The organism is Halomicrobium zhouii, from assembly GCF_900114435.1.
In the GTDB taxonomy this organism is placed as follows: Archaea; Halobacteriota; Halobacteria; order Halobacteriales; family Haloarculaceae; genus Halomicrobium; species Halomicrobium zhouii.
In genome coordinates, this window is sequence record NZ_FOZK01000005.1 from 237132 (window position 1) to 257778 (window position 20647).

19 protein-coding genes, 1 tRNA gene and 2 rRNA genes are annotated in these 20647 nt (G+C 66.6%); 16 read left to right on the forward strand and 6 right to left on the reverse strand.

Annotated elements, in window-relative coordinates:
- The first annotated feature begins 239 nt into the window (after window positions 1–239).
- The 4 genes from BM337_RS19545 to BM337_RS19560 all read left to right on the forward strand — a co-directional run bounded on the left by BM337_RS19545 (window position 240) and on the right by BM337_RS19560 (window position 4195).
- The gene (locus BM337_RS19545) at window positions 240–488 is read left to right on the forward strand and encodes a DUF8028 family protein (protein WP_177227748.1); all 249 of its coding nucleotides are present in this window, start codon (window positions 240–242) and stop codon (window positions 486–488) included.
- Between the two features lie 198 nt (window positions 489–686).
- Window positions 687–1427 carry a PDDEXK family nuclease gene (locus BM337_RS19550; protein WP_089819137.1) on the forward strand — a complete coding sequence of 247 codons (741 nt, stop codon included), beginning with the start codon at window positions 687–689 and terminating at the stop codon, window positions 1425–1427.
- Between the two features lie 38 nt (window positions 1428–1465).
- The gene (endA, locus tag BM337_RS19555; RefSeq protein ID WP_089819139.1) at window positions 1466–2533 is read left to right on the forward strand and encodes a tRNA-intron lyase; all 1068 of its coding nucleotides are present in this window, start codon (window positions 1466–1468) and stop codon (window positions 2531–2533) included.
- Between the two features lie 54 nt (window positions 2534–2587).
- On the forward strand, window positions 2588–4195 hold the full coding sequence (locus BM337_RS19560; RefSeq protein ID WP_089819141.1) for a tryptophan--tRNA ligase: 1608 nt from the start codon (window positions 2588–2590) through the stop codon (window positions 4193–4195).
- A gap of 37 nt (window positions 4196–4232) precedes the next feature.
- On the opposite strand, the gene BM337_RS19565 is transcribed toward BM337_RS19560, so the two are convergent.
- Together BM337_RS19565 and BM337_RS19570 are read right to left on the reverse strand one after the other, a co-directional pair.
- A complete protein-coding gene (locus BM337_RS19565; protein WP_089819143.1) occupies window positions 4233–4790 on the reverse strand; it encodes a hypothetical protein in 558 nt (185 codons plus the stop codon).
- Window positions 4787–5377 carry a DUF7344 domain-containing protein gene (locus BM337_RS19570; protein ID WP_089819145.1) on the reverse strand — a complete coding sequence of 197 codons (591 nt, stop codon included), beginning with the start codon at window positions 5375–5377 and terminating at the stop codon, window positions 4787–4789. Before BM337_RS19570 ends, BM337_RS19565 begins: the two co-directional genes overlap by 4 nt.
- Window positions 5378–5777: 400 nt before the next feature.
- On the opposite strand from BM337_RS19570, the gene BM337_RS19575 reads away from it, so the two are divergent.
- The 7 genes from BM337_RS19575 to pheT all read left to right on the forward strand — a co-directional run bounded on the left by BM337_RS19575 (window position 5778) and on the right by pheT (window position 13723).
- The gene (locus tag BM337_RS19575) at window positions 5778–6350 is read left to right on the forward strand and encodes a DUF1102 domain-containing protein (protein WP_089819147.1); all 573 of its coding nucleotides are present in this window, start codon (window positions 5778–5780) and stop codon (window positions 6348–6350) included.
- Between the two features lie 14 nt (window positions 6351–6364).
- Window positions 6365–6910 carry a hypothetical protein gene (locus tag BM337_RS19580; RefSeq protein ID WP_089819149.1) on the forward strand — a complete coding sequence of 182 codons (546 nt, stop codon included), beginning with the start codon at window positions 6365–6367 and terminating at the stop codon, window positions 6908–6910.
- 2 nt (window positions 6911–6912) lie between these two features.
- The gene (locus BM337_RS21795) at window positions 6913–7047 is read left to right on the forward strand and encodes a hypothetical protein (protein ID WP_281244919.1); all 135 of its coding nucleotides are present in this window, start codon (window positions 6913–6915) and stop codon (window positions 7045–7047) included.
- An 88-nt stretch (window positions 7048–7135) separates the two neighbouring features.
- On the forward strand, window positions 7136–8281 hold the full coding sequence (locus tag BM337_RS19585) for a signal peptidase I (RefSeq protein ID WP_089819151.1): 1146 nt from the start codon (window positions 7136–7138) through the stop codon (window positions 8279–8281).
- Window positions 8278–10053, forward strand: a complete 1776-nt coding sequence (locus BM337_RS19590; protein ID WP_089819153.1) for a DUF5305 domain-containing protein — start codon at window positions 8278–8280, stop codon at window positions 10051–10053. The genes BM337_RS19585 and BM337_RS19590 overlap by 4 nt, the downstream gene beginning before the upstream one ends.
- Window positions 10054–10472: 419 nt before the next feature.
- A complete protein-coding gene (gene pheS, locus BM337_RS19595; RefSeq protein WP_089819155.1) occupies window positions 10473–11984 on the forward strand; it encodes a phenylalanine--tRNA ligase subunit alpha in 1512 nt (503 codons plus the stop codon).
- Entirely contained in the window at window positions 11984–13723 is a 1740-nt protein-coding gene (gene pheT / locus BM337_RS19600) for a phenylalanine--tRNA ligase subunit beta (protein ID WP_089819157.1), read from the forward strand. Before pheS ends, pheT begins: the two co-directional genes overlap by 1 nt.
- A 1-nt stretch (window position 13724) precedes the next feature.
- Here pheT and BM337_RS19605 read toward each other — a convergent pair whose 3' ends face one another.
- On the reverse strand, window positions 13725–14306 hold the full coding sequence (locus BM337_RS19605; protein ID WP_089819159.1) for an NUDIX hydrolase: 582 nt from the start codon (window positions 14304–14306) through the stop codon (window positions 13725–13727).
- Between the two features lie 112 nt (window positions 14307–14418).
- Here BM337_RS19605 and BM337_RS19610 point away from each other — a divergent pair, with 112 nt between their 5' ends.
- On the forward strand, window positions 14419–14610 hold the full coding sequence (locus tag BM337_RS19610) for a hypothetical protein (RefSeq protein WP_089819161.1): 192 nt from the start codon (window positions 14419–14421) through the stop codon (window positions 14608–14610).
- Between the two features lie 9 nt (window positions 14611–14619).
- Here the strand turns inward: BM337_RS19610 and BM337_RS19615 are convergent, their stop codons facing one another.
- The 3 genes from BM337_RS19615 to BM337_RS19625 are packed head-to-tail and all read right to left on the reverse strand — an operon-like array spanning window position 14620 to window position 16452.
- Window positions 14620–15105, reverse strand: coding sequence for an RDD family protein (locus tag BM337_RS19615; protein WP_089819163.1), 486 nt, complete (start codon window positions 15103–15105; stop codon window positions 14620–14622).
- 39 nt (window positions 15106–15144) lie between these two features.
- The gene (locus BM337_RS19620; RefSeq protein ID WP_089819165.1) at window positions 15145–16197 is read right to left on the reverse strand and encodes a quinone-dependent dihydroorotate dehydrogenase; all 1053 of its coding nucleotides are present in this window, start codon (window positions 16195–16197) and stop codon (window positions 15145–15147) included.
- 57 nt (window positions 16198–16254) lie between these two features.
- Window positions 16255–16452 carry a hypothetical protein gene (locus tag BM337_RS19625; protein WP_089819168.1) on the reverse strand — a complete coding sequence of 66 codons (198 nt, stop codon included), beginning with the start codon at window positions 16450–16452 and terminating at the stop codon, window positions 16255–16257.
- Between the two features lie 237 nt (window positions 16453–16689).
- On the opposite strand from BM337_RS19625, the gene BM337_RS19630 reads away from it, so the two are divergent.
- From BM337_RS19630 to BM337_RS21450, 4 genes are all read left to right on the forward strand, one after another.
- On the forward strand, window positions 16690–17001 hold the full coding sequence (locus BM337_RS19630; protein ID WP_089819170.1) for a non-histone chromosomal MC1 family protein: 312 nt from the start codon (window positions 16690–16692) through the stop codon (window positions 16999–17001).
- 791 nt (window positions 17002–17792) lie between these two features.
- Window positions 17793–19265, forward strand: a 16S ribosomal RNA gene (locus BM337_RS19635).
- A 110-nt stretch (window positions 19266–19375) separates the two neighbouring features.
- Window positions 19376–19447 (forward strand) — tRNA-Ala (locus BM337_RS19640).
- Between the two features lie 208 nt (window positions 19448–19655).
- Window positions 19656–20647: ribosomal RNA gene (locus tag BM337_RS21450) — 23S ribosomal RNA — on the forward strand; the annotation flags it as partial.

Genomic DNA, 20647 nt, shown 5'->3' on the forward strand with positions numbered 1-20647 from the left:
CGCGGCAATTCGCCACCACGAGCAACTTCTGACCTCCTGACCACGACAAATAGGGGATACAACGTTAGGATCGTCTATAAACAGTCTAATCAGTTCTGGGGCGGTGAAAAAACTCGAACGATCGTGGGTAAAAGGTGAGTATCGGGTGTATAGTTCCCCGAAACGAAGCGAATTATCGCCAATGGTCGACCTATTATATGGGGTATTCGTGCCAAGGAGTGAGTGAGGAGAGAGCACCAATGTCCATCGCGTCCCCATTCGGCTTCGACCGATCCGCCTCCACCGTCGACGTACAGACCCTCCGAACGATCGCCCTGCGCCCCATCGAGACGGTCGCCTTCTGGGCCGCCGTCCTCATCCCGCTCGTCTACCCCGCGCTGATGTACGGTGGACTCGACGGGCAGGAGCTCTTCTTCCTCCTGGGTGCCCTCGCGCTCAACGCGGCCGCGCTGTTCCTCGGCCGCGACTACAATCGCGACCAGGCCTGAACGCGGTCGAACTGGCAGTCCGGAACCTGGTGGCTCCCAGGCCACCGCGGACCGCCCCTCCACGGTCCGACTCCTGACGTCCCCGCCCTCCTCCGGGTCGTCCCTCCACGGCCCGGCCCTCCACGCTCCACCTCTCCACGCCGTTTTCGAACACCCTCCTCCGAACCTTCAAGTACGAACACGGGACCAGCCCGGGCCATGCACGACGGAATCCGCGTGATGGCCGGCGACTGTACGACCGTCTTCGAGGGACCCCGCGAGCGCGAGCAACGCGGCGACGTGCTCGTAGTCGTCAAACCGGACAACACCGTCCTGGTCCACGACGTCGACGGGTACCAGCCCGTGGCGTGGCTCACACGGGCCGACAGCGTCGCCATCGAGGACGGCGCCGTCACCGCCCGTGACGGCGACGAACTGCTCCGGGTCGTCACCCACGAGGAACACGGGAGCGCGCGCTATCCCGCCTCCAGCGCGGGCGTCCCGGTCGGCGACTGTCCCGACTGTACCGGCACGCTCGTCCGCTCGAGCGGCGGCGTCACCTGTTCCGGCTGTGACGCCCGGTACGGGCTCCCCTCGGACGCCACCGTCACCGGCAGTCGCTGTGACGAGTGCGGACTCCCGACGCTCCGGGCCGAGCGCGGGCGCGCCTTCGAGGTGTGTCTCGACCGGGACTGCGAGTCCCTCGACGAACGCGTCAAGGCGGCCTTCGACCGGGAGTGGGACTGCCCTGCCTGCGACGGCGACCTCCGGGTCCTCCGGACGGGCGGCCTGCTGGTCGGCTGTGAGCACTACCCCGACTGCGACACCGGCTTCTCGCTCCCCGCCGGCGTCGTCGTCGGGGAGTGCGACTGCGGCCTCCCCGTGTTCGAGACGGCCAGCGGGCGGCGCTGTCTGGACGCGGCCTGCGAGGGCGAGACGGCCTCCGCGGCCGACGCCTAAACACAGGGGCTTTGGTCCCGCGGTGGCAGGGTCGAGGTATGAACGCGACGCTCGCGGGGGACGTGGTCCGGGCCGGCAAGCAGGCCCGGGAGCGGTTCTACGACGCCCGCGGCTACGGCCGGCCGGTCGACGGCGGCGCCCTCGAACTCGCCCCCGTCGAGGCGGCCCACCTGCTGTACCGGGGGGACCTCGACGACGTCGACGGGATGGACGTCGGGGAGTTCCTGGCCTCCGCCGCCGTCTCCGAGGTGGCCTTCTTCGTCTACAAGGACCTGCGGGACCGGGGATTCTACCTGTCGAGGCCGGCGCCGACCGACGGGAGGGGCCGGCAACAGGTGAGCGGGGAGGAACGACCCGCGAACCGCGAGGCCGGCGACGACCGCCCGGTCGATTTCGAGGTGTACCCGCGCGGGAAGGGGCCGTGGGACGACGAGGTGGCCTACCGCGTCTGCGTCGTCAGCGAGCGCGAGTCGGTCGCCGCGGAGTCGCTCGGTGACTGCGTCCTCGCCGTCGTCGACGAGGAGAGCGAGATAACGTACCTGGAGACCGGTCGTCCCGAGGTGTCGGGGACCAGCGCGAGCGAGATTCCGCCGGTGGAGGGCAGCCTGCTCGCCGACCGCGTGCTGTGCTGGGATCCGCCCGCCGAACTGTACGAACGCGGGTTCTACGGCCAGCGGCTGGACGACCAGGACGACGGCGACGGCGCGGTCCAGCTATCGCTCGTGGAGGCCGCACACCTCGCACGTGAGGGCGTCCTCTCGGTCGACGGCGGCGCCGACGCGGTCCGCGAGCGCGGCCGCGACGTCGAGGGCGACCGGTTCGACCGCCGCCTGCGCGTGTACGAGCGCCTGCGCGCCGACGGGATGGTCCCCAAGACCGGCTTCAAGTTCGGCGCCGACTTCCGGACCTACGCCGACGTCGAGTCCGTCGACGATCTGGGCCACTCGGAACTGCTGGTCCGGGTGCTGCCCGCCGACCACGTCTTCGAACCGCGCGACCTGGCGCTGGACGTCCGACTCGCCCACGGCGTCCGGAAGACGATGGTGTTCGCGCTGGTCGACGAGGAAGACGTGTCGTGGGTCGACGTCGAGCGACTGACGCCGTAGCGGGTGGCAAAACGAACGCTTTTTGCGCGTGTCGGTTCGAATATCGCCTAATTGATGACACGTGACGACTCCGACCGGGACGACCCCGGGTCCGAACCCGTAACCGATGGAGGCACCGAGGCGGCGGGGGCCGACGACGTCGCGCTGGACCCGTGGGGCTCCTCGACGGTGTCGGACTACCGGAAGCTGTTCGCCGAGTTCGGCATCGAGGAGTTCGACGAGATACTCGAGGAGGTCCCGAACCCCCACTACCTGATGCGCCGCGGCGTCATCTTCGGCCACCGCGACTACCGCCCGGTCGCGAAGGCGATGCGCGAGGGCGAAGAGTTCGCCGCACTCTCCGGGTTCATGCCCACCGGCGACCCCCACATCGGCCACAAGCTGGTCTTCGACGAGATCATCTGGCACCAGCAGCAGGGTGGGGACGCCTACGCGCTGATCGCCGACCTGGAAGCCCACAGCGCCCGCGGCCTCAGCTGGGACGAGATCGACGAGCACTCGCGGAACTACCTGCTGAGCCTGCTCGCGCTCGGTTTCGACCCCGACGAGGGCGAGCTGTACCGCCAGTCCGACAACCGCGAGGTCCAGGACCTGGCGTTCGAACTCGGCGCCGAGGCGAACTTCTCCGAGATGGGCGCCATCTACGACTTCGACGGCGAGACCGACATCTCGCACATGCAGAGCGTCGTCACGCAGATGGCCGACATCCTCTATCCGCAACTCGAGGAACCCAAGCCGACGGTCATCCCGGTCGGCCCGGACCAGGACCCCCACATGCGTCTGGCCCGTGATCTGGCCTCGCGGATGCGGTTCTTCGGCGTCACGCGCGCCTACGCCGGCTTCGGGCTGGAGGACGAGGAGCGCGTGATCCTCGACGACCTCTACGCCGACCTCACGGACGAACCCACCGACGCAGGCGAGGACGCTGACCCCCTGCGCTGCGAGGACGCCGCCGAGGCGCTCCGAGAGTCCCGAGACCGGTACGAGTCGCCGGGCTGCGACCCCGCCACCGTCGACGCGCTCGCGGAGAAACTCGAAAACGCCGGGAAGGAACCGCTCCGGCCGCGGACCCGGTTCCTCGACCGTAACGCCACCGAAGAGGCGTTCGAGGCGCTCATCGACGCCGTCGAGGGCGAGAAGCGCGTCTACGACGAACACGTCGACTCCTTCGAACTTTCCCGCGAGGCGGCCGAAGAACTGGCCCGCGAGGTCGAACTCGACCACGGCGGCTACGGCTTCCTCCCGCCGTCGTCTATCTACCACCGGTTCATGACCGGATTGACTGGCGGGAAGATGTCCTCCTCGATTCCGGCCTCCCACATCAGCTTGCTCGACGACCCCGAAGACGGCTACGACAAGGTCAAGTCAGCGACGACGGGCGGCCGGGCCACCGCGGAGGAACAGCGCGAGAAGGGCGGGAAGGCCGACGAGTGCCCGGTGTACGAACTGTACGCCTACCTGCTGGCCGGCGACGACGACGAGTTCGCCAAGGAGGTGTACGACGAGTGCGTCGGCGGCGAGCGCCTCTGTGGTGGGTGCAAGGAGCAGGCGGCCGAACTGATGGAGGCGTTCCTCGAGGACCACCAGGAGAAGCGCGCGGAGTGGGAGGAAAAGATCGACGAGCTGGACATCGACCTCGACTCCGACCGCAAACGGCAGTGACCTCGCGACGGGTCCGACTTACGCTGCCGACAGTCGCTTACTGACCGGCGTTGCCTGAATTCGATGTCGACTGGGTAGCGCCGTCCGACTTCGACCGATCACGCCCGCTCTCACCGCGGTTGGGCTTGCCAGTGCAGACGACGGTGACGTTGCGCTCCAGTTCGACGCTGCTCCCACCCGCGGTCGTCGCCGTGATTCGGATCCTGACCCGGTCGCTTCCGGGCGGATTGGCCCCGCAGGTCACGCTGGCCGTGACGGCGACGGACTCCCCGATACCGACCGGCGTCGGCGGTGGCTGGACGCCGTGGCCGGTGAGCCGGGGCGGTGACGGGTGCCCCGCCGAACGCACCGACGCGTCGACGTCGACGATGGCCGCCGGGAACCGGTTGGTGATCGTCAGCAGGGTGACGTCCCTGTGGTTGCCGTTCGGTAGCTCAGGCGCCGCCGACTCCACCGTCAGCAGGGCGCTGTCGTCGGCGCCGGAGGCGATCTGGACGGTTCGCTCGCTCGCCGCGGTCGTGAACCCGCCGCTGCTCGTCACGAGGACCAGCGAGACGGCGAGCGCGAGCACCGCGACCGGTCGGTGTCGGTTCATCCGTCTAGCTCGGCGGGCCGGTCGGTCGACCCCAGCCGCATCTCGGTGCGGTTGTAGTACGTGTGGACGATGGACGCGACGAGGACCGTCGTCGTCGCGAACGCGCCCCAGGCGATGTCCGGGAACGCCGTCAGGGGGGCGAGGTCCGCGCCCGCGGCCGCGAGCAGTGCGACGTTGAGGACGCTCAGCCCGAGGTAGAACTGGCTCCAGGGGACGTCGGCGCCGGTGACGACCTCCATGTACACGTCGAGGTCGTCCGACGCGGGCCCCAGTCGGACCGTTCCCTCGCGGTCGTCGAACTCGACGACCCCCAGGTCGTCCATGCGCGGCAGGTGAACCTGCTGGAGCGAGGTGTACACCCGTTTCCGGTCGGCCGAGGAAACCTCGCTGAGGCTCACCTCGTTCTCCCACGCGGCGACGACCTCGGCGAGTTCACCCAGCTCCGCGCGCTGGTCGCGCTCGTGGAGATAGTAGAGGACGTATCGTCTGCGATGGTTACTCAGCAGGTCGAACCCCTGGTCGTGCGAGACGCCCTCAGACCCGCTCTCGATCCCTATCGAACCCGATGGCTGTACTGATTTACTCATGACCACCCCTCACCAAATTACAGTATAGATCCTGTAAATATAAGTTGGGGGGTTAGTACGAAAAACGCCACTCGCTGGGGCTGCTGACAGCCGTCGGGCCGAGTCGGACGCTGGAACTGGTCCGCGATGGTGACAGACTGGACGGAGAGCCACCAGTTCGCTGGGACGACTCTCCCTGCGGTCCGTTCTGGCACGTCCTTCGGCCGCTTCAGGCCGGGTGATACGCCCTGGCGCGCCGGTTCAGACCGACCGATACGATCGGGCCGTTTCGTTCCGGCGGCTCGATACAATGGGGTGTGGGGTCGTCGACGAAAGTGCACACTCACCCGCGAACCGAATCGCGGACGGCCCGCGTCAGTACGGGCCAGGGGGGTGTGGTCGAAATCAGGTGTGAGTACCAATGCAACGACGCAAATTCGTGATAGGTGTGGGATCGCTCGCCGCCGGCTCGGCGGCTGCAATGGGGACTGGCGCGTTCACGAGCGTGACGGCCAGTCGGGACGTCGACGTGGAAGTCGCCTCGGACGCCTCCGCGTACCTCCGGCTCGAGGGGGCCGGCGGGCCGAACGCTCCGTACGTCACCGACGACGGGAGTTCCGGCACGCTGGGCATCACCCTCGATCCGAGCAACAGCACCGCGGCCGGCGGTGAAGGCGTGAACCCGGACGCGCTCACGCGCATCGACGACCTGTTCGTCGTCGAGAACCAGGGGACCCAGTCGGTCGACGTCTCCATCGCCAAGTCCGGTGACAACAGCGGGCTGGTCTGCTTCTTCGCCAACGACGCCCAGGGCGCCAGCGATCCGTACGACGAGAGCAACGGATCGACGGCCCGGATCGACGGCTCCGGCAACGACGTGACGCTGGACCCCGGCGAGAGCGTCTACGTCAGCCTCCAGGTCGACACGCGCGGTGAGGGCGTCGGCGACGGCGACGAACTGCTCGACACCGTCGTCGTCGAGGCGGTGGCCTGACGGGGTGACCAGAGATGGAACGACGCAAATTCGTGCTGAGTCTCGGCGCGCTCGCCGGCGGTAGCGCAGCGGTCGGGACCGGCGCGTTCAGTTCGGTCGGTGCGAGTCGTGACGTGACCATCGACGTCGCGGGCGACGCGAGCGCGTACCTGGGCATCCAGCCCCACGACGGGCCGAACGGCCAGTACGCCGACACGACGAGTAGCGACGCCCTCGCGCTCGACTTCTCGGGCAGCAACTCGAATATCGGCGACGGCATCGCCGGCGGCGAGGGCGTCAACGCGAACGCGCTGACGACGTTCGCGAACGTCTTCACGGTCGAGAACCAGGGGACCCAGGACGTCGACCTGACGGTGACGCCGCTGGCGTTCATCGAGACGGACGGGGCCCCGTTCCCGACGTCGCTGCTGCTGGTCGCCATCGTCCCGGCGGCACTGTCGATAACACTCGGTCCGGGCGAGTCCCAGGACTACCACGTGGTCGCGCTGTCGCTGGAGTCCGACGGTGAACCGGACGTGAGCCTGCAAGACGAGATGCAGATTACCGCGGAGGAGGCCTGACCATGAGTTCCGATTCACCCACGGTCGACGACTACTTCGAGGCATCGGACGAGTACGACCACGACGACAAGTCGGAGATTCCCGCGGAGAAGCTGGCGGAACTCGAGGCGGAGATCTCGGCGCTCCAGTCGGACTGACCTGGCTGGCCGCCCGGTCCGGTCCGTCGTGATCTCTCTCCTTTATTTCACCACTACTTATTTAGCATCTTGAGCGCAAGGGCGCTGTATGGGTGGTGAACGGGGGTTCGGGGTCGCCGTAGAGGTCGCTGCCGTCGTCCTGCTCGGCGCGATGGTCGCCGGGCAGGCGCTCGGCCAGCCGATACTGTTGAGTTACGTCACGACCGGGAGCATGGAGCCGACGCTGGAACCTGGTGACGGGTTCGTCGCCATCCCGGCGGCCGTCGCCGGGCCAGTCGAGACGGGCGACGTGGTGGTGTTCCGTGCCGAACAGCTGCACGGCGGCGGGCTCACGACCCACCGCGTCGTCGAGGAGACAGACCGGGGCTACGTGACGAGGGGTGACGCGAACCCCTTCACCGACCAGGACGGCGACGAGCCACCGGTGAAGGACGAACAGGTCGTCGCGGTCGCCTGGCGGCCGGGCGGCGACGTGCTCGTCCTGCCGGGACTGGGAACCGCGGTCACCGGGGCGCGCTCGGTCCTTGACACCGGCCAGCGCCACGTCGCCGGGGCGCTGGGGACCCGCGCGGTGCTCGGGCCGCAGGGACTGGCCTACCTCCTCTTCGGGACGACGGTCGGGTACTACCTCGTGAGCGCCTGGCGGGCCGACGGCGCCGAGCGCGAGCGCACTCGCACGCGCGAGACGCCGACGGACCCCCGGCTCTACGCCGCGGCCTTCACCGCGCTGGTGGTCCTGGCGGCGACGGCCGCGATGGTCGTTCCCGCCGGCCCCCAGCAGTTCGGCGTCGTCAGCGCCGAGTCCGACTCGCCGGGCCCGCGCGTCGTCGAACAGGGGACCAGCGAGTCCGTCGACTATCCGGTCGGCAACGGCGGGTTCGTCCCCGTCGTCGCGTACTTCGACTCGCGGAGCGACCGGGCGACCGTCGAACCGACGTCGGTCGCCGTCCCCGCGCGCCAGTCCCGGAGCGTGTCGGTGACTCTCTCCGCGCCGCCGGCGACGGGCTACTACCGCCACTACCTCGTCGAACACCGCTACCTCGCGGTGCTCCCCCGACCACTCATCGACGCGCTCTACGGGGTCCATCCCTGGCTCCCGATACTGGCGATCGACGCGCTGCTGGCCGGGCCGTTCTACCTGCTGAACAGGCGGCTGCTCGGCACCGGACGCGTTCGGTCCCGGTCGCGCGGCCGTGACCCGGTGCGAAGCACGCTGCTGGGGCTGGAACGATGACGGGGAGCGACGACGCCGCGACGGCGCCGCGCCTGGACCCGACGGAGCGCCGACTCCGCCGATTCAGGATACTCGTCGACGACAACCTCGCACTCGTGGTGACCGTGCTCGTTCTCGTCGCACTCCTGGGGGGCTACGTCACGTACGCGACCCACGTCGCGCCAGGGACGACGACGGAGACCCGCGAGGTTTCGGACTGGGAGTCCTCGGGCGAGTTCTCCCACCGGGCGACCGTCGTCAACGGCACCGACGCCTTCGAGCGCGGGGCCGTCCTCCGGAACCGGTCGGTGTACTTCCAGCGGGTCGCGCCGACGCTCGACGGCCGGTTCGCCTACGAGTACGCGGCCAGCGACGGCGGGTCACTGACGGTGACCGTCGAGACGGTGGCCGTCATCCGCTCCGTGTCGGCGTTCGAGGGGGACCGGAGGGCCGAGCACTGGCGCGTCGAAGAGCCACTGAACCGCGACCGGGTCGACTCGGTCGCGCCGGGCGAGCGCGTCACCGTCCCGTTCTCGGTCAACGTCTCCGCCGTCTCCGAGCGGGCCCGCCGGATCGAACGCCAGCTGGGCGCCAGCCCGGGCCAGACGGAGGTCACCGTCACCTCGCGCGTGACGGTCTCGGGCACCCGCAACGGCCAGTCCGTCGAGGAGACGCGGCGCTACCACCTCCCCATCGAACCCGGCGTCGGCGTCTACCACGTCGAGGAGCCGGATCCGGACGCGCTCACCGACGACGGGGGGACGCCCGAGCAGGTCTCGGTCCAGCGATCCTACGGGCCGGTCCGTGAACTCGGTGCGCCGCTGCTGTTCGTGGCCGGCGTCGGTGGACTCGCTGCCATCGCCGTCGGCCGGCGCCGCGACGCGCTCGCGGTGAGCCAGACAGACCGTGAGCGCCTGGCCGCCGCGGCGACCCGGGAGCAGTTCGACGACTGGATCACGCGCGCACGCGTCCCGGCCACTGCCCGCGTGGACCCACCGGTTCCGGTCGACTCGCTCGAAGGGCTCGTCGACGTTGCCATCGACACGGACGCGCGCGTCGTCGAGGACCGGGACCGGGGCGAGTTCGTCGTCCTCGGCGACGCCGTCACGTACGTCTATCGGCCGGCGAACCCGCGAATCGGTGGCGTCGGCACAACTGATCTCGACCCTCTCTCGTATTCGGACGAGTCGCCGTCGTCAGGCGGCCTCACCAGCGCCGAGGTGACGACGGACGTTCGCGAGAACGGTGAGACGACGGCTCCGTCGGGGAACGGAACCGAGCACTCCTCGTCGGGGACTGGAGCGACCCCGGACGAACCTGAAAGCGGTGCTCCGGCGAACCCCGCTCCGGACGACGGGGTGTCCGAGGGACCGATAGCCGGCGAGTACGGAACTGGTCCGCCGACGGACCTGATACCGGCGGACCGGGCGACTGGCGCGGAGGTAGATCCGTCGCCGGACACAGACGCGCCGAACACTGATGCGCCGGACACCGACGCGCTGGACACCGATGCGCCGGACACCGACGCGCCGAACACTGATGCGCCGGACACCGATGCGTCGGACACAGACGCGCCGGACCCGTCCCCCGACGATTCGCCGTCTGCACAGTCCGCCGATGGGGCGGCGTCGGACCGGTCGACGGCGGCGGCCGACGGCACCCTCGAGACGGTGCCGGTCCCGAGCCTGGCCGTCGACGACCACCCGGCGATCTATCACGAGAACGACGGCGCGGACGCCGACGGGTGGCCCGACGACCGGAACCTCGCCAGGCGGTCGCCGTCGGACGACTGATAGTGGTGGTTGTATCGTTTTACCGGCGTTCGACGTGGCCGGTGCCGGCGAACGCTTCGGCGTGCTCCGCAACGCTTTTCTCGCCCTGTGCGTACGTTTCGCACATGGCATCCGAACCCCCGTTCGGTCGATCCGTGCGCCAGCCGCCGCAGCGCCCGGGGTTCGGCTTCTTCTTCGTCGCCCGTTGACGGGTGGTGGACTTCGGGGCTGGCCGAAACGCGACTCCGAACGAAACCACTCGAAGGCGAGCGCGAACGACCGTGGCGTCTCCGGCCCGCAGACGAGCGGACCCACCGTCTGGCTCACGTGCCGTCCCGCTCCGTTCGCCATCGAGCCGGCACCTCCCTGCGGTCGGTGGCGCCCAATTGAGAACCGTTAACTGACGAACCACCGGTACAACAGACAACGACCACTATCGCATGAAGCTACCACAGGCACAGGCGGCGGTCCTCCGGGCCGCCGACGCGGACGAGGACAGGCGCATCGACGAGGTGGCCGCCGAGGCCGACCTCAAACCGGAGACGGCCACGCGGGCCGCCTTCGAACTCGAAGACCAGGGGCTCCTCACCGTCTCCGAGGAGACGGTCGAGTCCGTCGAACTGACCGAGGAGGGCGACCGGTACGTCGACGAGAGCCTCCCCGAGCAGGACCTCTACACTGCGGCCGTCGACGCCGGCGCCGACGAGGGGCCGGTGTCGATGGGCGAGGCCATCGGCGCCTCGGGGCTCGAGGGCGCGGCCGTCGATATCGCGCTGTCGAACTACGCCCGCAAGGGGTACGGACAGATCGACAGCGGGGAGATAACGGCCGACCCCGAGGCGGCGCCCGGCGAGGACTCCGAGATGTTCACGCTGGAAGCCGTCGCGGACGGGCGTCCGGACGACGCCGACGCGGACGCGCTCGACCAGCTGGAGCGGCGCGGCCTGGTCGAACGCACCGAGACGACGGTCCGGTCGGTCCGGCTGACCGACGAGGGCGTGACCGAACTGATGGCCGGCGTCGAGGTGGCCGAGACCGTCGGCGAGGTGACGCCGGAACTGCTGACCAGCGGCGAGTGGGAAGGTGTCGAGTTCGCCGAGTACAACGTCGAGGCCGACGCCGGGGAGGTCCGGGGCGGCAAGGAGCACATCCTCCGCCAGACGGCCAACCGCGTCAAGGACGTCCTCGTCGGGATGGGCTTCCAGGAGATGGAGGGTCCCCACGCCGACGCGCAGTTCTGGATCAACGACTGCCTGTTCATGCCCCAGGACCACCCCGCGCGGACCCACTGGGACCAGTTTGCCCTCTCGAACCCCGAGGAGATCGACCACCTGCCCGAGGACCTGGTCGAGCGCGTGAAGTCGGCCCACCTGGAGGGCGTCGGCCCGGACGGCGAGGGCTACCACTCGCCGTGGGACGAGGACGTCGCCCGCGGCATCGACCTCCGGGGGCACACCACCTCGCTCTCGATGCGCTACCTCTCCGGCCACCAGACCGGTGAGTTAGAGCCACCGCAGCGCTTCTTCAGCGTCGAGAAGGTGTACCGCAACGACACGCTCGACCCGACGCACCTCCTGGAGTTCTTCCAGATCGAGGGGTGGGTGCTGGCCGAGGACCTCTCGGTCCGTGACCTGATGGGCACGTTCACGGAGTTCTACGAGCAGTTCGGCATCACCGACCTGGAGTTCAAGCCCCACTACAACCCCTACACGGAGCCGAGCTTCGAGCTGTTCGGCACCCACCCCGAGACGGACGAGATCGTCGAGGTCGGCAACTCGGGGATCTTCCGGCCCGAGGTGCTCGAACCGCTGGGCGTCGACGCCGACGTGATGGCCTGGGGGCTCTCGCTTGAGCGCCTGCTCATGCTCATGTACGGCTTCGAGGACATCCGCGACGTCCACGGGACGCTGGCCGACCTCGAACTCCTGCGGGAGACGGAGGTGGTGTACTGATGCCTGTCGTCGACGTCGACCCCGACGAGCTCCGACGGCTGACGGGTCACGACGAGAAGGACGACGACGAACTCCGTTCGGACCTGTTCAACCTCGGTCTGGAGTTCGAGGGCTGGACCGAGGACGACGAGTTCCAGCTCGAATTCGCCCCCGACAGACTCGACCGGCTCTCCGTCGAGGGCGTCGCCCGGTCGCTGCGCTACCAGTACGGCGACGACCGCGGGGTGTACACGCCCGACACGAACGCCGCGGAGTGGGTCGTCGAAGTCGAGGACACGCCGCCGGAGCGACCCTACGTCACGGCCGCCGTCGTCCGCGGGCTGGACATGGACGACGAGGCGCTGGACTCCATCATCCAGCTCCAGGAGAAACTCCACGCGACGATGGGCCGCCAGCGCGCCAAGGGCGCCATCGGCGTCCACGACCTGACGATGCTGAAAGGCAAGTCCGGCGTCGACGAGGTCGGGAAGTCCGTCACCTACACCGGCATCGACCCCGAGGGCGACACGTTCGTTCCCCTCGAAGGCGACCAGGAGATGACGCCCGCCGACGTGGTCGAGGGCCACCACATCGGCAAGGAGTACGCCGACCTCGTCGACGAGATGGACCGAGTGCCGGCCATCTACGACGCCATCGGCCTGTTCTCGTTCCCGCCGGTGGTCAACGGCCGCCGGACCGAGGTCTCGACGGGCTCTCGCGACCTGTTCATCGAGATGACCGGGACGGACCAGTGGACCATCGACCACATGCTCAACATCGTCTGCTACGCGCTCGACGCCCGCGGCGGGCAGGTCGAGGAGGTCCGCATCGAGTACTCGGCCGACGCGCCTGGTGAGTACTCGGGCCAGCAGTTCGTCCGCCCCGACCTCGCCACGAAGACCAAGACCGTCACCCACGAGCGCATCGAGCAGATCCTCGGGATCGAGCTGGACCCCGAGGAGGTCGTGGACTGCGCCGAGCGCGCGGGGCTGGACGCCCGCGGCGAGGCGGACGAGGAGACCGGCGCCGTCTCCTACGAGTTCGACGTCCCTCCCTACCGCGTCGACGTGCTCCACCCGCTGGACGTCATCGACGACGTCGGCCGGGCGTACGGCTTCAACACGCTGGAACCGCGCTACCCCGACGTCTCCACCGTCGGCGGGCGCCACGAGCGCTCCCGGCTGGAGGACGGCGCCCGCGACGCGCTCGTCGGCCTCGGCTTCGAGGACCTGCTCAACTTCCACATGATCAACGAGCAGGAGAACTACCACAGGATGAATATCGAAGCCGGGACGGACGTCCTCGGCGCCGGTGACCCGGTCACCATCGAGCAACCCTACAGCGAGGACTACACCATGCTCCGGACCTGGGCGCTGCCGTCGGTCCTGATGGTCCTGGAGAACAACACCCACCGCGCCTACCCCCAGGACCTGGCCGAGATCGGCCTCGCCGCCGAGATCGACGAGTCGGAGAACACCGGCGTCGCCGAGCACCGCACGGTCGCGGGCGCCCTCGCGCGCACGGACGCCTCCTACGAGGATGCCAAGGCCCGCCTCCAGACGCTGGCGAAGGCCTTCGGCAAGGATCTTTCGACGCCGCCGACCGAGCACCCGACGTTCATCTCCGGTCGCGCGGCCGAGGTGGTGCTGGACGGCGAGTCCGCGGGCGTCATCGGCGAGGTCCACCCGAAGGTGCTGGTAGAGCACGACCTGGAACTGCCGGTGGCGGCCTTCGAGTTCCGCCTAGACGCGCTCGAATAGCTCAGAGATATCCGTCTTCTTTCGCGAGTAACAGCCCTTCTAGGGTGATGTCGTTGGCCGGCTGGGATCGGGCAACGTCGATTGTTTCGTCGACAGGCACTCGTTCGACGCTGAGGAACTCGTCGTCGTCCAGGTCCCGCTCGCCGGCCGTCAGCCCCTCGGCGACGACCACGCCCCGCTCGTGTCGTACGTAGCTAGTCTCGAGGACGAACTGCTGGAGGAGCGTCGTCTCGTCGGCGACGAATCCGGTCTCCTCGCGGAGCTCCCGAGCCGCGGCGTTTTCGAATGTTCCAGGAGTCACTCGCCGAGTCACGCCGTCACTGCGACGTTCTCCGTCTGTCTCCGGTTCGACGAAGCCTGCGGGGAGTTCGCGGTGTGTCTCGCGGACAGCCGGTCGGTGCTGTTCGACGAACAGGACCGCGTCGTCAACGACGGCGACGACGACGACTGCCGGCGGCAGGTCGAGCCACGGACACCGCCGTTCGGTGCCGTCGGGTTGTTCGACGCGGTCCTCTCCGACGGTGACACGTCCCGATTCGTACTTCAGCGTCTCGTCCAGCACGGACCACTCGTGACCGCTCATATGCGCCGCCTCTCCCACTGTTCACAAGTACCTTCGGCCGTCTCGTGAGCGAAACTCGGGCCCGGCGTGCCATCGACAAGAACTATAGCGCGCGGCCGTCACCCACTGACCAATGAGTGCAGAATCGACGCTGGAACGGTTCTCCCGGAAGGGCCGGCGGGTCCTGTTCGTCGTCATCGGCATCTTCCTGCTCGTCGCCGGCGGTGGGCTCTACATCGCCCTGCAGGTCGGGCCGCTCCAGGCCGTCGTCTACGTCCTGGGGATGTCCGCGCTGACGGGGTTCCTGTTCCCGCGACTGGTCTGACCGTACTGGCTACTCGCCGGGGCGGACGTACTCGACGTCCGCCGGAACGCGGTCGTCCTCGGACACCGCTACGACGATGGTCGAGGAGAGTTCGTTGAACAGCCTGACGTACTCGTCCTCCATCGCTATCCAGCCGATCAGCAGGTCGAGCGGGAGGAGAAACGCCTTCCCGAAGCTCTCGATGGCTGCAGTGAGATAGTCGATGTCCTCACCTCGCTCGTCGGTGACGGCGATATCGAGTACCATCTTGCCGGCGGACTGCCCGTGGTACCCTTCGAGGGCAGTCCAGTAGATCCACAGGCCGAGGCCGTTGACGCCGAGGAACGGCGAGACGACGACGCTCCCGGTGAGCACGGAGAAGACGCCGACGACCTCGCCGAACGCCGAGAGCACGGCGCCCACGAGGATCACGTCGATCAGCCACGCCCAGAAGCGGTCGTCCCACGAGGCGAGGTGGATGCGTTTCGCCTCCGTGTCCGCGTCGTCGGTATCCATACGTGATCGGTACGGCCCGAAACAATCAGTGTTCGCCCGCTACAGGTCTGCGCCGACCGCGTCCGCGACGGAGTCGAACCCGTCTCGTTCGAGGAGTTCGAGCAGGCCCTCGTTGATCTCTCTGGCGACGGAGGGGCCCCGATAGACGAGCCCCGTGTACAGTTCGACCACCGAGGCGCCGGCCCGGATCTTTCGATAGGCGCCCTCGGCCGTCGAGACGCCGCCGACCCCGACGACGGGGACGTCGACGCGCTCCGCGCAGAAGCGGACCATCCGCGTGGCCTCGTCTTCGATGGGCTTGCCCGAGAGGCCGCCTTCCTCGACCCGGTTGTCGCTGCGGAGTGAACTCGGCCGTTCGGTGGTGGTGTTCACCGCGACGACGCCGTCCAGGTCGAGTTCGGTCACCAGGTCGAGGGCGTCTTCGGCGGCGGGTTCCGGCAGATCCGGCGAGAGTTTCACGAGCAGCGGGCCCGCGCCCGCGTCTTTGAGCGCCGAGAGCACCGCGCGCATCGCGTCCTTGTTCTGCAGTTCCTCGAACCCCTGGGAGTTCGGGCAGGAGACGTTGACGACGAAGAAATCTCCTCCGTCGGCCACCTGTTCGTATGTCTCGCGATAGTCATCCGGGGCGTCGTCGGTGCCGACGTGTTCGCTCTTGGCGATATTGACGCCCACGGGCACGGGCGCGTCCGTGCGCGCGAGACGGCCCCCGACGACGTCGGCGCCGTGGTTGTTCAGCCCCATCCGGTTGACAATCGCCTCGTCCTCGCGCAGGCGGAACATCCGTGGTCGGGGGTTGCCGTCCTGGGGGACCGCCGTGACGCCACCCACCTCGACGAAGCCGAAGCCGAGCGCAGCCAGGGCGCCCGGGATCTGGGCGTTCTTGTCGAAGCCCGCGGCGACGCCGACCGGGTTGTCGAACGACTGGCCGAACGCCTCGACGTGGAGGCGCGGGTCGTCGACGACGTAGCGGTCGGCCATGGCCGCGGCGATCGGCGTCCCGTCCGCGGCGTCGAGCAGTCGGTGGACGATCCGGTGGGCGGTTTCGGCCGGCAGCGAGAACAGGAGTGGTTTCGCCAGGTCGTACAGGGTCATGTGACTAGAGGTGAGCGCCGTCTGCCCGGCGGTGCGATTCGCTCGTCGGTCGTGGGGTCAAAACTCGTGTTCGACGTCGTCTGGGTTGGCTTTCTGGATGATTATCTTGTTGTCTCGTACCCGGACGAACACCTCGTCGCCGATGTCCATACCGGCGACCGCGAGTTCGTCCTCGTGAATGTTGATGTGGACGTTGTGGTACTCGCCGTCCTCGTCTTTGGCGCCACTCGGACTGAGCTTCTTCTTTCGCACCATCGCGCTATCCTATTCCGTGCTTCGCCGTAGGATATACTTAAGTCTACCGTGCCCGGTTCCGTCACCACGGCGAACGAGTGCGCGCGCGCGGCCAAAGACCCGAAATCTGGGGGTGAGATCGGCCGTGATACAGCCTCCGATACCATCTGGTATATAAACGTACCCCATGAGGGCGCCCGTATCTGGGGGTATATTTATATGGGGTCATGTAATGAATTGACACGGAGCGGTAAAACCATGGCACGCAACGAGGACAAGCGCAATTTCGCGCTCCGAACTTCGGACGGTGACGAAACGAGCGTCTTCTCGGGTGGGACACCACGGCAGGCTGCGCTGAAGGCAGCCCGTCGACTCGACCCCGCTGACAGCGAAGACGACGCAGACGAACAGGAGCTTCGCCTTCGCGAGAAGGGTACCCGCAAGGTACACATCTACGAGGGCTGGGCCTGGGTCGAAGAGGCACCCGACGACAAACCCGACTGGATGCCCGGCGACATCACGAAGGGCAACGTCTCCAAGCAGGGCGTCGAGCACCTCGACGAGATTTAGACCGACGGCGCTTCGTCTATTTTTCACCACCGCCGAGCCACGGTGCTCCATTGGGATGCGTGCCGGGAGACATATACGACTCCGTGGTGCACCCACACGTGCGCGGAATCACTCAGTCCGACCGGACGCACACCGCGCGGGATGACCGACTGGCCTCCAGCCGCGCAACATCTTCTGCACACACAGCGCGTTCTCGGGAGGACCTGATCCGTGAAACGGAACCATGGGTACGTCTACCGCATGAAATCGGCTGCCGTGGGCGAGTTCGTTCGACGCGCTTAAGTAAAGACCTCCCATCGTGTTGAGTACGAAGCGGCGCGGGGCAACCGAGCCCTGCCGGGCTTCACACCGATGCCGTCTCGACGGTCGAGGCGAGCACCGATCCGACGCCCTTAAGTGTAACAGGGCGCTCGGATTGGACGCGAAGGTCGTTCTCGTCCCGCGGTTCGGGGCGAGGCGAACTCCGATGCCCTTAAGTGTAGTAGGGCACTCGGATATGACGCGAACGAAGTCCGGCCGGGGCGGCGTGCCTGCGGCCGACAGGACCAGCCGACGAGTCGAGATCCGTCGGACGTGTTCCGAAGCCCTTATGTGGGATTCGGGACAACGTTCAGGTCCGAAGAAATGAGGATTCCACCCCTGCGGTCCGCCGTACAGATGGGATCTGATGTTAGCCTTGGTAGTTCGGTGACACTCGGTCGACGAGTGTCGTCGGACGCATTTCGATAGCGACCACGTCCACGGGTAACAGTGGACGTGATCCCGCCTAACCTCCCTGCTCTGCAGGGAACATTCCGGTTGATCCTGCCGGAGGCCATTGCTATCGGAGTCCGATTTAGCCATGCTAGTCGCACGGGCTCAGACCCGTGGCAGATAGCTCAGTAACACGTGGCCAAACTACCCTACAGATCGTGATAACCTCGGGAAACTGAGGCTAATAACGAATACAGCTCCCAGATTTGAACATCGGGAGCTGGAAACGTTCCGGCGCTGTAGGATGTGGCTGCGGCCGATTAGGTAGACGGTGGGGTAACGGCCCACCGTGCCGATAATCGGTACGGGTTGTGAGAGCAAGAACCCGGAGACGGAATCTGAGACAAGATTCCGGGCCCTACGGGGCGCAGCAGGCGCGAAACCTTTACACTGCACGACAGTGCGATAAGGGGACTCCGAGTGCGAGGGCATATAGTCCTCGCTTTTCTGTACCGTAAGGTGGTACAGGAACAAGTGCTGGGCAAGACCGGTGCCAGCCGCCGCGGTAATACCGGCAGCACGAGTGATGGCCGCTCTTATTGGGCCTAAAGCGTCCGTAGCCGGCCAGACAAGTCCGTTGGGAAATCGACGCGCTCAACGCGTCGGCGTCCAGCGGAAACTGTCTGGCTTGGGGCCGGAAGACCTGAGGGGTACGTCCGGGGTAGGAGTGAAATCCTGTAATCCTGGACGGACCACCGGTGGCGAAAGCGCCTCAGGAAGACGGACCCGACGGTGAGGGACGAAAGCTAGGGTCTCGAACCGGATTAGATACCCGGGTAGTCCTAGCTGTAAACGATGCTCGCTAGGTGTGGCGCAGGCTACGAGCCTGCGCTGTGCCGTAGGGAAGCCGTGAAGCGAGCCGCCTGGGAAGTACGTCTGCAAGGATGAAACTTAAAGGAATTGGCGGGGGAGCACTACAACCGGAGGAGCCTGCGGTTTAATTGGACTCAACGCCGGACATCTCACCAGCACCGACAGCAGTAATGACGGTCAGGTTGATGACCTTACCCGACGCTGCTGAGAGGAGGTGCATGGCCGCCGTCAGCTCGTACCGTGAGGCGTCCTGTTAAGTCAGGCAACGAGCGAGACCCACACTTCTAGTTGCCAGCAATACCCTTGTGGTAGTTGGGTACACTAGGAGGACTGCCGCTGCCAAAGCGGAGGAAGGAATGGGCAACGGTAGGTCAGTATGCCCCGAATGTGCTGGGCAACACGCGGGCTACAATGGCCGGGACAATGGGATGCGACACCGAGAGGTGGAGCTAATCCCCTAAACCCGGTCGTAGTTCGGATTGCGGGCTGAAACTCGCCCGCATGAAGCTGGATTCGGTAGTAGTCGCGTGTCATTAGCGCGCGGCGAATACGTCCCTGCTCCTTGCACACACCGCCCGTCAAAGCACCCGAGTGAGGTCCGGATGAGGCCTGGATTCCCAGGTCGAATCTGGGCTTCGCAAGGGGGCTTAAGTCGTAACAAGGTAGCCGTAGGGGAATCTGCGGCTGGATCACCTCCTAACGATCGGGACCAGGCCGACGTGCCTGGCCCACCTTTGGCTGCGTCCGGAGACATCCGTCGACCGGGCACCTTTGAACTACCGAGGCTAACACCTGCGGACCTGACGTCGGGCCCATAGCTCAGCGGCAGAGCACCTCCTTTGCAAGGAGGAAGCCCTGGGTTCAAATCCCAGTGGGTCCATGTGCCGGACCAGTCGAAACCGCTCCCCTTAAGTGGGTGACGGCGCTTCGACTGGTTACGGAGAACCGATGCACCATCCCGTGCAAGCGCGGATGGGAAGGGTCGATGCGCCCAGTTAGACCACTTGGGCTGCATATGAAACCGTGTGTACGTGCGATCCAGGCGTCCACTGGACTCGTTCATTCGAGTCACAACGTTAGAAGTATCTAGAAGTTGGCTACTATGCCAGCTGGTGGATGGCTCGGCTCGGAAGCCGATGAAGGACGTGCCAAGCTGCGATAAGCCTACGGGAGCCGCATGGAGGCGAAGAACGTAGGATATCCTAATGGGAATCCCCACCGCAATTGCTTCGCGCAATGGGGAACGCCGGGAATTGAAACATCTCAGTACCGGCAGGAAAAGAAAGCGTAATGCGATGTCGTTAGTAACCGCGAGTGAAAGCGACGCAGCCCAAACTGAAGCCCTCACGGGCAATGTGGTGTTCGGGCTACCTCTCATCGGACGACCGTTTTCGTGAAGTCTCCTGGAAAGGAGCGCGATACAGGGTGAAAGCCCCGTAACGAAGGCCAGTAGTCCGTGCGGTAGTTCCAGAGTATCGGGGGTTGGAAATCCCTCGTGAATACGGCAGGCATCGACTGCCAAGGCTAAACACTCTCCGAGACCGATAGCGAAAAAGTAGCGTGAGCGAACGCTGAAAAGTATCCTCAGAAGGGAGGTGAAACAGGGCCTGAAATCAGTTGGCGATGGAGCGACGGGGCATACAAGGTCCCGTACAAAACGAACGAGACGCGAGTCTCCAGTAGGAAGTACGGGAAGCCGATGTTCCGTCGTACGTTTTGAAAAACGAGCCAGGGAGTGTGCCTGTTTGGCGAGTCTAACCCGATCATCGGGGGAGGCATAGGGAAACCGACATGGCCGCAGCGCTTTGCGCAAGGGCCGCCGTCTTCAAGGGCGGGGAGCCAAACGAGCACGACCCGAAACCGAGTGATCTACACGTGGACAAGGCGAAGCGTGCCGAAAGGCACGTGGAGGCCTGCTAGAGTTGGTGTCCTACAATACCCTCTCGTGATCTTCGTGTAGGGGTGAAAGGCCCATCGAACTCGGAAACAGCTGGTTCCAACCGAAACATGTCGAAGCATGACGTCCGCCGAGGTAGTTCGTGAGGTAGAGCGACCGATTGGGATGCTTCACTCCGAGAGG